10 protein-coding genes are annotated in these 12,585 nt (G+C 65.9%); 6 read left to right on the top strand and 4 right to left on the bottom strand.

The features are described from left to right. The first annotated feature begins 151 nt into the window (after positions 1-151). From thrH to M0534_RS04965, 6 genes are all read left to right on the top strand, one after another. A complete protein-coding gene (gene thrH / locus M0534_RS04940; protein ID WP_248567301.1) occupies positions 152-763 on the top strand; it encodes a bifunctional phosphoserine phosphatase/homoserine phosphotransferase ThrH in 612 nt (203 codons plus the stop codon). A gap of 27 nt (positions 764-790) precedes the next feature. After that, positions 791-1,366: a metallophosphoesterase family protein gene (locus M0534_RS04945; protein ID WP_248567302.1), complete on the top strand. Its 576-nt coding sequence runs from the start codon at positions 791-793 to the stop codon at positions 1,364-1,366. A 17-nt stretch (positions 1,367-1,383) separates the two neighbouring features. Then, positions 1,384-5,289, top strand: a complete 3,906-nt coding sequence (gene hrpA / locus M0534_RS04950) for an ATP-dependent RNA helicase HrpA (RefSeq protein ID WP_248567303.1) — start codon at positions 1,384-1,386, stop codon at positions 5,287-5,289. Positions 5,290-5,747: 458 nt separating this feature from the next. Then, positions 5,748-6,846 (top strand): peptide chain release factor 2 gene (prfB, locus tag M0534_RS04955; protein WP_248567304.1). Its coding sequence is split into 2 segments (ribosomal slippage): positions 5,748-5,822 and positions 5,824-6,846, totalling 1,098 coding nucleotides; the frame shifts between segments, so codons are not numbered across the junction. Positions 6,847-6,911: 65 nt separating this feature from the next. Next, positions 6,912-8,414 carry a lysine--tRNA ligase gene (gene lysS / locus M0534_RS04960; RefSeq protein ID WP_248567305.1) on the top strand — a complete coding sequence of 501 codons (1,503 nt, stop codon included), beginning with the start codon at positions 6,912-6,914 and terminating at the stop codon, positions 8,412-8,414. A gap of 30 nt (positions 8,415-8,444) precedes the next feature. Next, on the top strand, positions 8,445-9,206 hold the full coding sequence (locus M0534_RS04965) for an IclR family transcriptional regulator (protein ID WP_248567306.1): 762 nt from the start codon (positions 8,445-8,447) through the stop codon (positions 9,204-9,206). A 37-nt stretch (positions 9,207-9,243) separates the two neighbouring features. On the opposite strand, the gene M0534_RS04970 is transcribed toward M0534_RS04965, so the two are convergent. Genes M0534_RS04970 through moaC form a run of 4 tightly spaced genes read right to left on the bottom strand, consistent with a single transcriptional unit; the run spans position 9,244 to position 12,578 of the window. Next, the gene (locus tag M0534_RS04970) at positions 9,244-9,900 is read right to left on the bottom strand and encodes a LutC/YkgG family protein (RefSeq protein WP_248567307.1); all 657 of its coding nucleotides are present in this window, start codon (positions 9,898-9,900) and stop codon (positions 9,244-9,246) included. Beyond that, the gene (locus M0534_RS04975) at positions 9,897-11,324 is read right to left on the bottom strand and encodes a LutB/LldF family L-lactate oxidation iron-sulfur protein (protein ID WP_248567308.1); all 1,428 of its coding nucleotides are present in this window, start codon (positions 11,322-11,324) and stop codon (positions 9,897-9,899) included. The genes M0534_RS04970 and M0534_RS04975 overlap by 4 nt, the downstream gene beginning before the upstream one ends. Beyond that, the gene (locus tag M0534_RS04980; protein ID WP_248567309.1) at positions 11,324-12,094 is read right to left on the bottom strand and encodes a (Fe-S)-binding protein; all 771 of its coding nucleotides are present in this window, start codon (positions 12,092-12,094) and stop codon (positions 11,324-11,326) included. The genes M0534_RS04975 and M0534_RS04980 overlap by 1 nt, the downstream gene beginning before the upstream one ends. Then, entirely contained in the window at positions 12,084-12,578 is a 495-nt protein-coding gene (gene moaC / locus M0534_RS04985; protein WP_248567310.1) for a cyclic pyranopterin monophosphate synthase MoaC, read from the bottom strand. Before moaC ends, M0534_RS04980 begins: the two co-directional genes overlap by 11 nt. Between the last annotated feature and the right edge of the window lie 7 nt (positions 12,579-12,585).

Here is a 12,585-nt window from a genome sequence, read left to right on the forward strand (position 1 = left end):
AGGTCCGCGCGAGCTTGCCTCAGCCAGCCAAACGGTCTACCTTTGGCGCCCGTCGCGCGGCTGCAGGCAGCCGGTACGCCGCAGAAGACGGCGCCATTGATCCTGCCAGCACCGCTCTCGTTTCCGCACTTCAAGCCACTGCGAGGTTTCCGTGGAGATTGTTTGCCTCGATCTGGAAGGCGTTCTCGTCCCTGAAATCTGGGTCAATTTCGCGGATCTCACCGGTATCAAGGAACTGCGAGCCACGACGCGGGATGTACCGGATTACGACGAACTCATGCGCATGCGGCTGGATATCCTGCAACGCGAGGGGCTGGGTCTGCCGGATATCGAGCAGGTGATTGCCAAGTTGCGGCCGCTATCCGGCGCACCGGAATTCGTCGCCTCGCTGCGGGAGCGCTACCAGCTCGTGATCCTCTCCGACACCTTCTACGAGTTTGCGCGTCCGCTGATGCAGCAACTCGCCTGGCCGACGCTGTTCTGCCATCGGCTGGGCGTCGCGGATGATGGCCGGATTACCGACTACCACCTGCGGATGCAGGACCACAAGCGCGCGGCGGTCACTGCATTTCGGGGGCTTAACTTCCGTACGGTGGCTGCAGGCGATTCCTACAACGACACCCGCATGCTGGCCGAGGCGGACAAGGGCATTCTGTTCTGTCCGCCGCAGCGCGTGATCGACGAGTTCCCGCAGTATCCGGTAACCCGTGATTACGTGGCGCTGCGCCGGGCCATCGACCAGGGGTTCGCCGCGACCGCCTGAGCGGGCGCCGGCAGTCAGGCAAAGGTTATGAAAAATCATGGCAGTACCGTCCGTGTTGCGATCATCGCGGACACACATGGCTTTCTTGATCCGCGTATTGCCAAGCGCGTGGCCGATTGTGACTACGCGGTGCACGCGGGTGATGTCGGTGGTGCCGACGTGCTCTGCGCGCTGAATCCGCGACAGCAGGTGGTGGCAGTGCGCGGCAATAACGATACGCCGCAGCGCTGGTCCGATTCGGAAACCAATTTGCTCGAGAACCTGCCGGCCCAGGCCACCCTGGACTTACCGGGTGGCACACTGGTGGTCCTGCATGGGGATGATCACCGGTCCCTGGCCGAGCGCCATCGCTTCCTGCGGAGGCAGTTTCCCGAGGCTCGGGCCGTGGTCTGTGGTCACAGCCATCAACTGGCCATGGACTGCGACGACCGCCCCTGGGTACTGAACCCGGGTGCGGCGGGCCGGACCCGAACCAACGGTGGGCCGTCCTGTCTGATTCTGTCGTGCACCGAGACGAACTGGGACATCGAAGCCCTGCAACTGCCGAACCGGAAATATCCCAATCGCGACGGCCAGCGTCGCCTGCGCCAGGCCGACGGCTGAGCCCGCGCGACGCGTCCATGGCATCCGCCGGCACCGATCCCGATACGCTGCCCACACCGAAGGACCTGGAAGCCCTGATCCCTGCCTGCCCACCGGTCCTGCGGTCCGGTTTTCAGCGACGGCTGCGGGGCTTGTTGCGGCGAGTCAATCAGAAAAAGCCCGCCGACCGGGGCCTGAAGGCCCTGGCGCGCGATGTGCAGCGTGCCGCCGAGCGCCGGCGGCAGCGGGCCGCATCGCTGCCGGTGCCGGACTTCGGCCAGGACCTGCCGGTCAACGAACGCCGCGCCGACATCGCCGAACTGATCCGGCGGCACCAGGTGGTGGTTGTCTGCGGCGAGACCGGTTCCGGCAAGAGCACCCAGTTGCCGAAGATCTGCCTCGATCTTGGTCGTGGGGTCGACGGCATGATCGCCCATACCCAGCCACGCCGGCTGGCTGCCCGGACACTCGCGAACCGGGTAGCCGATGAGCTGGGCGCCGAAGTCGGGCAGGCCGTGGGCTACAAGGTCCGGTTTACCGATCAGGTCAGTGACAACACCCACGTCAAGCTGCTGACCGATGGCATGCTGCTGGCGGAAATGCAGGGTGACCGGGAGCTCGCGGCCTACGACACGATCATCATCGACGAGGCCCATGAGCGCAGCCTCAACATCGATTTCCTGCTCGGTTACCTGAAGCGGTTGCTGCCGCGACGGCCGGACCTGAAGGTCATCATCACCTCGGCGACCATCGATCCGGACCGCTTCGCCCGCCATTTCGACGATGCCCCGGTGATCGAGGTCTCGGGCCGCACCTACCCGGTGGAGGTCCGCTACCGGCCACTGGTTTCGGAGGACGATGACAGTCGCGACCTGAATCAGCGGGAAGGGATCGTGCGCGCGGTGGAGGAACTGAGCCGGGAGGGCCCGGGCGACATCCTGGTCTTCCTCAGCGGCGAGCGCGAGATCCGCGAGGCGGCCGAGGCGCTGCGCCGACGGCAACTGCGGCACGCTGAGATCCTGCCCCTGTATGCACGGCTGTCCGCGGCCGAGCAGCAGCGCATATTCGCCCAACACTCCGGTCGCCGTGTCGTGCTCTCGACCAATGTGGCCGAAACCTCTGTGACGGTGCCGGGAATCCGCTACGTGGTGGATACCGGCACCGCCCGGATCAGCCGCTACAGCGTTCGCACCAAGGTCCAGCGGCTGCCGATCGAACCCGTGTCACAAGCCTCGGCCAACCAGCGGGCCGGACGTTGTGGCCGCGTCGCCCCAGGCATCTGCATCCGACTGTATTCGGAGGAGGATTTCCTCGGCCGCCCGGCGTTTACCGATCCGGAGATCGCGCGCACCAACCTGGCCTCGGTGATCCTGCAGATGGAGCACCTGAAACTGGGTGCGGTGGAGCATTTTCCGTTTGTCGAGCCACCGGACCCGCGCTATATCAACGACGGCTACAAGCTGCTGTTCGAATTGCAGGCGGTGGATGACCGGCGCCGCCTGACCCGGCTCGGGGAGCGGCTTGCCCGGCTGCCGGTGGATCCGGCCATCGGCCGCATGCTGCTGGCCGGCGCCGAGCGCGGTGCCTTGCGGGAACTGCTGGTCATCTGTGCCGCACTGACCATCCAGGATCCGCGGGAACGGCCGTTGGAGGCACAGCAGGCGGCCGACCAGGCGCATGCCCGCTGGCGCGACAAGCGTTCCGATTTTCTTGCCTTCCTGCAGCTCTGGAACGACTGGCATACCGCGCGCGAGGAACTGTCCAACAGCCGACGCCGGGCCTGGGCGCGGGAGCATTTCCTGTCCTTTGTCCGGCTGCGCGACTGGGGCGATGTCTACCGCCAGTTGCGCGAGTTGATGCAGGGCATGGGCTTGCAACTGAACACCTCGCCGGCTGACGAACAGGCCGTCCATCGGGCGCTGCTCAGCGGCATGCTGGCCAGTATCGCGACCCGCAATGAGGACGGGGACTACACCGGCGCACGCAACCTGAAACTGCACCTGTTTCCCGGTTCCGGTGTCGCCAAGCGCCGGCCGCGCTGGATCATGGCCGCCGAGCTGGTGGAGACCAGCCGGGTCTTTGCGCGAACCGTTGCCGAGGTCAATCCGGTGGAGGTGGCGGATGCGGCCTCCCATCTGGTGTCACGCAGCTTCTCCGACCCGCACTGGGATGAACAGCGCGGTCAGGTCCGGGCCTATGAAACCGTAACCCTCTACGGCCTGGTGCTGCGCGCCCGGCGGCCGGTCAACTATGGCCCGATCCAGCCCGCGGAGGCCCGTGAGGTGTTTTTGCGCCAGGGCCTGGCCGAGGACCGGGTGCCGTCGAAGGGCCGTTTTCTGGCCCATAACCGGGATTTGATCGCGCGGATTCGGGAACTGGAGGACAAGTCCCGGCGGCGTGACGTGCTGGTCGATGTGGATGTGCTGCATGCCTTTTACGCCCAACGGGTGCCGGAGCATGTGGTTGACCTGAAGAGCTTCGAGGCCTGGCGCCGCAAGGCCGAAAAGGACAGCCCGCGCCTGTTGTTCATGGAGCAGACGGAGCTGATGCGACATGAGGCGGATTCCGTCACCGGCCGCCGCTTCCCCGACCAGTTCGAACTGGGCGCGCTGCGACTGCCACTGGAATACTACTTCGAACCCGGTCATCCGGATGACGGCGTCAGCCTGCGCGTACCGATCGCGGCATTGAACCAGCTCGACCCCGAGCCCTTCGAGTGGCTGGTCCCGGGACTGCTGGAGGAGAAGATCACGGCACTGATCCGCGGTCTGCCCAAGTCGCTGCGGCGCAATTTCGTGCCGGCGCCGGATTTTGCCCGCGCGGTGCAGGATGCCCTGCCACGCGGCCAGGGCTCTCTGCTCGACGGCGTGCGGCGGGAGCTGCGACGCATGACGGGTGTCGACGTGCCGCCGGAGCAGTGGGACGACCTGAACCTGGATCCGCATTACCGGATGAATTTCCGGGTGGTCGATGCCGACGGCGAGCTGATCGCTCGCGGCCGTGATCTGCGCGACCTGCAACGACAACTGGCCGGCAAGGCGGATCGGGGCTTCGCGATGCCGCCGTCCGAGACTGCGGCCTGGGAGCGCAGCGGCATACGGCGCTGGGATTTCGGCGAACTGCCCGAGAACCTGGTGCTGGAACAGCAGGGCATCCGCCTGCAGGCCTATCCGGCGGTGGTCGATCAGGGCCAGAGCGTCGCGCTGCAGGTGCTGGATTCGCCGGACAAGGCCGCCCGTGCCAGCCATGCGGGCATTCGCCGCCTGTACCTACTGCAATTGGCCGACCAGGCCAGGTATCTGCGGCAGAAGCTGCCGGCAGCGAACAATATGGAATTGCTATACCGGGGCCTGGGCAGCAGCGACCAGCTTGCCCGTGACCTGGTGGCCGCGGTTTTCGATCGCGTGTTTCTGCGCGACGGCCTGCCGCGGGACGAAGCGCAGTTTCGCAAGCGATTGGACCAGGGGCGTGGCCGTCTGGTGGAGGAGGGCGAGCGGCTGGCGGCCGCCATCGCCCGCGTGCTGCAGCGCTATCAGACAATCCAGAAGGCGCTGAAGAAGCCGCGCGGCCTGGACGGCATGGAGAGCTACCGCGATATCGCCGAACACCTGCAGAGCCTAGTCTATCCCGGTTTCATGGAATCGCAGCCGCTGCTGCTGCTGGACGGCCTGCCGCGCTACCTGGAAGGGCTGCAGTACCGGCTCGACAAGCTGGCCGCGGACCCCCGGCGCGACAGTCAACGCACCCGCGAGATCCGTCCCTACTGGGAACAGTACCGTCAGCGCGCCGAGCGGCACGCCCGGGAAGGTATCGATGACCCCGCGCTGCTGGACTACCGCCGCATGCTGGAAGAATTCCGCATCTCGCTATTCGCCCAGCCGGTGGGCACTGCCGTGCCGGTTTCCGAAAAACGGCTGCAGGCCCAGTGGAAGGAAGTCCGGTAGGGAAACCCTGATTTATTCGCACTTCTGCGTTGGAGTCCGCATTTTTTCCGAGGCAAGGCGCGATGAACACGACGCGTAGGGCGCATTAAGCGCAGCGAATGCACGCGGTGTGACCCGTCATGATCGTGGCAACGCGCTCGTGGTGACTACCACGGCCACCCCGGTTTTGTTTAGTCCGACCACCTTCCTTGTCCGAAAACCTTTTTTGTCCCGCTAAAACACCACACCGCGCGGGTCCGCTACGCTTGACCCGCCCTACGCATCTGGCCAGAAACAGGTTGCCCTGGTTAGTGGGCTACCGAACCGGCACCGCGCCTTGCCAGATGACCAATACTGGTCTCGGGCGCAGACGCGGGAATAAATTCAGGGTTTCCCTACCGGACTTCCTTCCATGGCCGAAGGCAGTCCCACTGCTGTACCATGCCCGCTTTTCCGGGATCTGGGATCAACTGCCGAACATGACGGAAATCAACGCCCTGCTGAACCTTTCCGCTGACCTCCGCGAGCGTGTCGATGCGCTGAGGGGGTATCTTTGACTATCCGGCCAAGAAGGAACGCCTGGAGGAAGTGCTGCGGACCCTCGAAGACCCCGATGTCTGGAACGAGCCGGAGAAGGCGCAGGCGCTGAACCGGGAGCGTTCCTCGCTGGAGGACACGGTGTCGATGCTGGACACGCTGTCCGCCAACCTGGACGGCGTCGCCGAACTGGTGGAGATGGCTGCCGAGGAAGACGATGCCGAGACCCTGGCATCCATCGAATCGGACCTCGCCGCCGCCCAGCGCCAGGTGGAGAGCCTCGAGTTCCGGCGCATGTTCGCCGGCGAGATGGACAGCGCCAACTGTTTCGTCGATATCCAGGCCGGGTCCGGCGGCACCGAGGCCCAGGACTGGGCCGAAATGCTGCTGCGCATGTATCTGCGCTGGGGCGAGCGGCGCGGCTTCAACACCGAATTGATCGAGGTCTCCGCCGGCGAGGTGGCCGGTATCAAGAGTGCCACCATCCGCTTCGAGGGCGATCACGCCTTTGGCTGGCTGCGCACGGAGACCGGCGTGCACCGGCTGGTGCGGAAGTCACCGTTCGATTCCGGTAATCGCCGGCATACCTCTTTCGCCGCCGTGTTCGTGTCACCGGAGATCGACGACTCGGTGGACGTGGAGATCAATCCGGCGGATCTGCGCATCGATGTCTACCGCGCCAGCGGCGCCGGCGGGCAGCACGTCAACCGGACCGAGTCCGCGGTACGCATCACCCACGAGCCCACCGGCACCGTCGTGCAGTGCCAGAATGACCGCTCGCAGCACAAGAACAAGGCCACCGCGATGAACCAGCTGCGCGCCAAGCTCTACGAGCTGGAGATGCTGAAGCGGCGGGAGACCGCCGAAGCGGTGGAGGATTCGAAATCCGATATCGGCTGGGGCAGCCAGATCCGTTCCTATGTGCTGGACCAGTCGCGGATCAAGGATCTGCGCACCGCCGTCGAGGTGGGCAATACCCAGGCGGTGCTGGACGGCGATCTGGACCGTTTCATCGAGGCCAGCCTGAAAGCCGGGCTGTAGAGGGCCGATCGATTCACCCGTCTTGCGGGCCTGTCACCGCATCACCCTGAACCCGTGGAAACCGCATGAGCAATACGCCGCAGGATACCGACGACAACAAGCTGATCGCGCAACGCCGGGAGAAACTCGCCGCGCTGCGTGAAGCCGGCAACCCGTTCCCGAACGGCTTCCGTCGCGATGCCTTTGCCGAGGATCTGCAAAAGACCTTCGCCGAGTACGACATCGATCAACTGGAGACGGCCGACGTCCGGGTCCGGGTCGCCGGCCGGATGCTGGCCAAGCGGGTCATGGGCAAGGCCAGTTTCACCAGCATCCAGGACATGAGTGGTCGTATCCAGTTGTTTCTCGCCCGCGACGAACTGCCCGAAGGGCAGTATCCGGCGTTCAAGACCTGGGACGTGGGCGATATCGTCGGCGCCGAAGGCGTGCTTTTCCGCACCCGCAAGGGAGAGCTGTCGGTGCGTTGCGACTCGGTGCAGCTGCTGACCAAGTCCCTGCGGCCGTTGCCCGAGAAGTACCATGGTCTCAGCGACCAGGAGGTGCGATACCGGCAGCGCTACGTGGACCTGATCGTCAACCCGGAAGTGCGGGACGTGTTCGTGGTCCGCAGCCGCTTGATCCAGCAGATCCGAGATTTCCTCAACGAGCGGCGTTTCCTGGAGGTGGAAACGCCGATGATGCAGGTGATCCCGGGCGGTGCCACGGCACGGCCCTTCGTCACGCATCACAACGCGCTGGACATGCCGCTGTACCTGCGGGTCGCGCCGGAACTCTATCTCAAGCGGCTGGTGGTCGGCGGTTTCGACCGCGTCTACGAGATCAACCGCAATTTCCGCAACGAGGGTGTGTCGACCCGGCACAACCCGGAATTCACGATGCTTGAGTTTTATCAGGCCTATGCCGATTACCATGACCTGATGGACCTGACCGAGGAACTGCTGCGTGGGCTGGCAGGGGCGACCTGTGGTGGGACGACGATCAGCTACCAGGGCGAAACGCTGGACTTCGGTCCGCGGTTCCGGCGGTTGACCGTCCGCGAGGCCATCCTGGAATACAACGACGGCCTGACGCCGGAACACATTGACACGCTGGAGGCGGCACGGGCCACCGCCCAGTCGCTGAAGGTGCCGTTCAAGGACAGCGACGGTCTCGGCGCCATCCAGGTGGCCCTGTTCGAGGAGACCGCCGAGGACCAGTTGCGCTCGCCGACCTTCATTACCGAATATCCGCTGGAGGTCTCGCCGCTGGCCCGTCCCTGTGACCATGATCCCACGGTGACCGATCGCTTCGAGCTATTCGTCGCCGGCCGCGAGATTGCCAACGGCTTTTCCGAGCTGAACGACGCCGAGGATCAGGCCGAGCGCTTCCGCCAGCAGGCCGCAAGCAAGGATGCCGGCGACAAGGAGGCGATGCACTACGATGCGGACTACATCCGCGCGCTGGAGTACGGCCTGCCGCCGACCGCGGGGGAGGGCATCGGCATTGATCGCCTGGTGATGCTGTTCACCGACCAGGCCTCGATCCGCGATGTGCTGCTGTTCCCGACCATGCGGCCCGAGGCTCCCTAGGGCTCGCAAGAACCCGGCTGGCTCTTGTCCATGACTGATGGATCCGGCAGTGAACGCAATGCGATCCAGGTGCTGCAGCGGGCGGATCGCCTGCTGGGCCTGCTGGCGGAACGTGATGGGCCATGGTCGCTCGGCGAACTGGCTGCAACCAGCGGCCTGCACCGCTCCACGGTCCACCGGATTCTGGCCAGCCTGACGGAGCTCGGCTACGTGGATCGTCAGGCGGCCGGCCATTACGCGCTCGGCAGCCGGGTGCTGGCCCTGGCGTCACGCATGCATGGCCGGCTTGATCTGCGGCTGGAGGCCCTGGTCGTGATGCAGCATTTGCGTGATCGCCTGGGCGAGACCGTTAGCCTGATGCTGCGCGAGGGTGATGAAGTCGTTTGTCTGGAACGATCCCCCGGCCGCCTGCAACTCCGCGTGGAGTGTGCGCCCGGCGAGCGCGAGGCGCTGCATCTGAGCGCCGCCGGCAAACTCTACCTGGCCGATGGTGGCTTCGAGGCCTGTGCCGAGTATGCCGAGCGTACCGGCCTGGCAGGCGGCACAACACAGGCAATTCGTGACGTACCCCGCCTCTACCGGGAGCTGGAACGGGCCAGGCGAACCGGCTATGCGCTGGACAGCGAGGAGCGCGAGGCAGGGGTGACGGCCATTGCCGTGCCGGTGCGCGGTCCGGGCAAGCGCCTGTTGGCGGCCGTGGTACTGGCGTCGCCCAGCTCGCGCTACCGGGATACCTGGATTCCTCGCGTGCTGGAGGCGGGGCGGGCGCTGTCACGCCGGCTTGGCGGCTGAGTCGTGAACTGACCGGGTCCCGGCCAGCAGGGGCAGTTCAGGGTGCCGGATCGGGTGCCAGCAACAGGACATGCAGCCGCCGGGGTCCATGCGCGCCGAGCTGGATGGTCTGTTCCACATCGGCGGTACGTGATGGCCCGGAGATCGCGTTGATCGAACGCGCCGGAAAGGCGGGGTCCGGTTGCAAGTGCCGCCAGACTGCCTCCATGTCCGGCAGGATGGTTTCGGTCCGCAGGACAACCACGTGTGTCTCCGGCAGCAGTTCCAGTGTGGTTGGGGACTGCGGTCCGGAGCACAGCACCAGCGTGCCGGTTTCGGCGATCGCCGCATCGGCGACCGAAACCGCAAGCTGGCAGTCCGCCGGGTGCCGGTGCTCCCGCGCCAGGTCCTGCGGCCAGTCCAGTTGCTGCAGTAACGGATGCGCTGCGACGGCCAGCGCATCGCCCTCGGCCAGCAAGGGCTGGACCGCGGCCGGAATGGCGCTGGCATCCGGGACTCTCTGCCAGGTCCCGGCCCAGGCCTCGAAACGCTGGCAGAAGCGGTCCACGGAATCGCCGTCCCATGGCTGCCGCGGCGAGGCTGCCGCGGCATAGGCCTGCTCGCGGGCCGCATGCGCAGCAGCCGGTCCCCGCGATGCAGGAACACCCAGCCCGCGCCGGACTTTCCCGAGGATGCGTTCGCGAGCGCTGCTCATGACTGCGCATCCTTCTGACGTTGCTTCCACAGTTGCTGGAACGTGGTTCCCTGCGGCGCCGGCATGTCGCGGCTTGCAGTCCAGCCCGCAGCCAGCGGCAGCCGCCGAAATGCGCCCTTGCGTTTGCCCAGGCGTCCAAGGACGGCCACACCCAGGCGCGCGAGCAGATGGTACAGCCGGGGTCGGCGGGCGATGAGGCCCCACGCGGCCAGGCCCCAGCGCGTTCGCCGCGCCGCCAGGCCCCGTTCGAACTGCTGCCGACGCAGGTCACGCAGCAGCTCCGGCAATGGGATCCTTACCGGACAGACGGTCTGGCAGCGACCATTCAGGGTGCAGGCGTTGGGCAGGTCGCGGCTGCCGTCCAGGCCGGTGAACAGCGGCGTCAGCACCGAGCCCATCGGGCCAGGATAGACCCAGCCGTAGGCATGCCCGCCGACGGCGCCGTATACCGGGCAATGGTTCATGCAGGCGCCGCAACGGATACAGCGCAGCATCTCCCGGTAGCGGTTGCCGAGCATGCGGCTGCGGCCGTTGTCCAGCAGCACGATGTGGAAGGCTTCCGGGCCATCCGGGTCGGAGGCCCGCTTCGGGCCGGTCACGAATGTGGTGTAGGTCGAGGTGTCCTGGCCGGTGGCGCTGCGGGCCAGCAGCCGCAGCATGCAGGCCGCATCGTCCAGCGTCGGCACCAGTTTCTCGATGCCGGCAATCGCGATGTGCACCCGGGGCAGGGTGTGCGTCAGGTCGGCATTGCCCTCGTTGGTCACCAGCGCGATCGAGCCGCTCTCGGCGACCAGGAAGTTGGCACCGGTGATGCCGACATCGGCGGTCAGGAATTTCTCACGCAGCCGCTGCCGCGCCTCGTCGACGAGTTCCGGCACCTCGCGCAAGGCGGACTGTAGGCGGCCACCGTGGTGATGGGTGTTGAACAGATCGCTGATCTGCTGCCGCGTCTTGTGCACCGCCGGGGCGATGATGTGACTGGGCGGCTCCTTCGCCAACTGGATGATGTATTCACCCAGATCCGTTTCCACGGCTTCGAACCCGGCCGTTTCCAGTGCCTCGTTCAGGCCGACCTCCTCGCCCGCCATGGTCTTGGCCTTGGTGACCCGCGAGGCACCGGCCTGCCGGCAGATGTCGCTCACGATATCCTGGGCATCCTCGGCCGATTCGGCCCAGTGGACCTGGCCGCCGGCATCCTGCACGGCACGTTCGAACTGTTCCAGGTAGACGTCGAGATAGGCCAGCGTGTGGTCCTTGATGGCCGTGCCGCGGTCGCGCAGCGCTTCGAACTGGGGGAAGGCGTCGATGGCTGTCTGCCGTTTGCCGACGAAGCCGTCCTGGGCCTTGGCCAGCGCCTGGCGCAGCGATTGGTCGTCGAGTGCCTGGCGTGCCCGCAGCGGAAATTCCCGGGCCCTGGACTGCATCAGTCGCCTCCCTCGCCGATGGCCGGCTGATCGCCCATGCCGGCCAGGATCTCGGCCACGTGGTAGGCGCGGATCGTGTCGCCGTTGCGCTTCAGTCGCCCGGCGAGCTGCAGCAGGCAGCCCAGGTCGCCGGCCAGCACGGTCTCGGCGCCGGTATTGCGAATGGCCTGCAGCTTGTCGTCCGCCAGGCGGGTGGAGATTTCCGGATACTTCACGCAGAAGGTGCCGCCGAAGCCACAGCAGACCTCGCTATCCTCGATCTCGTGCAATTCCAGGCCGTCCACGGCGGCAAGCAGTTGCCGGGGCTGCCGCCTGATGCCGAGCCCGCGAAGTCCGGAGCAGGCGTCGTGATAACAGGCGCTATGCCGGAAGCTCGCGTCCAGGTCTTCCACGGCCGCGACCTCGACCAGAAAACGGGTCAATTCCCAGGTCCGGCCCGCGAGGTCCTCGGCCGCACCGAGATCCTCCGGATCGTTGGCAAACAGCCGCGGATAATCATGAATCAGCGTGCCGGCACAGGATCCGGACGGTATCACCACGTAGTCGAAGCCGGCGAGGGCATTGATGGTCTGCCGGGCGAGGATCTTCGCTCGCCGGTTATCACCGCTGTTCCAGGCCGGCTGGCCGCAGCAGGTCTGGGTTTCCGGAACCTCGACGCGAAACCCTGCACGTTCCAGCAGTTCGGCACTGGCCAGGCCGACTGAAGGCCGGTACAGGTCCACCAGGCAGGTGGCGAACAGTGCGACGCGGTTCGTGGTCTCAGCCAACATGGGGGCTGGCGTCACGGTTCCATTCACCGGAGCGGCCGCCGCTCTTGTGCAACAGCCGGATTCCACTGATCTCCATGCCCCGGTCCATGGCCTTGCACATGTCGTAGACCGTAAGCAGGGCGGCCTGCACGGCATGGATGGCTTCCATTTCCACGCCGGTGCGTTCCACGGTGACTGCCTCCGCCCGGCAGTCGAGACCGGCACCATCGGTTCTCGGCGTGATTACGACTTCGGCGTGGGTGAGGGCGATGGGATGACAGAGCGGTACGATTTCCGAGGTCTTCTTTGCCGCCATCAGGCCGGCAATCCGGGCCACGGCCAGCACATCGCCCTTCTTGATCTGCTGGTCGCGTATTGCCTGCAGGGTTTCCGGCTGCATCAGGATGCTTCCTTCGGCGATGGCCACGCGGCGCGTGGCCGCCTTGTCACCCACATCGACAATATGCACTTCGCCGCTTGCGGTGAGGTGGGGGAGTTGGGACATGCATGAT

The organism is Methylonatrum kenyense (genome assembly GCF_023195885.1).
In the GTDB taxonomy this organism is placed as follows: Bacteria; Pseudomonadota; Gammaproteobacteria; order Nitrococcales; family Aquisalimonadaceae; genus Methylonatrum; species Methylonatrum kenyense.

What these genes read in the sequence shown, in the direction of transcription:
- M0534_RS04980 (WP_248567309.1), bottom strand. Translation starts at nt 12,094, where the DNA reads ATGTTGGCTGAGACCACGAACCGCGTCGCACTGTTCGCCACCTGCCTG.
- M0534_RS04975 (WP_248567308.1), bottom strand. Translation starts at nt 11,324, where the DNA reads ATGCAGTCCAGGGCCCGGGAATTTCCGCTGCGGGCACGCCAGGCACTC.
- M0534_RS04945 (WP_248567302.1), top strand. Translation starts at nt 791, where the DNA reads ATGAAAAATCATGGCAGTACCGTCCGTGTTGCGATCATCGCGGACACA.
- hrpA (WP_248567303.1), top strand. Translation starts at nt 1,384, where the DNA reads ATGGCATCCGCCGGCACCGATCCCGATACGCTGCCCACACCGAAGGAC.
- moaC (WP_248567310.1), bottom strand. Translation starts at nt 12,578, where the DNA reads ATGTCCCAACTCCCCCACCTCACCGCAAGCGGCGAAGTGCATATTGTC.
- lysS (WP_248567305.1), top strand. Translation starts at nt 6,912, where the DNA reads ATGAGCAATACGCCGCAGGATACCGACGACAACAAGCTGATCGCGCAA.
- M0534_RS04970 (WP_248567307.1), bottom strand. Translation starts at nt 9,900, where the DNA reads ATGAGCAGCGCTCGCGAACGCATCCTCGGGAAAGTCCGGCGCGGGCTG.
- M0534_RS04965 (WP_248567306.1), top strand. Translation starts at nt 8,445, where the DNA reads ATGACTGATGGATCCGGCAGTGAACGCAATGCGATCCAGGTGCTGCAG.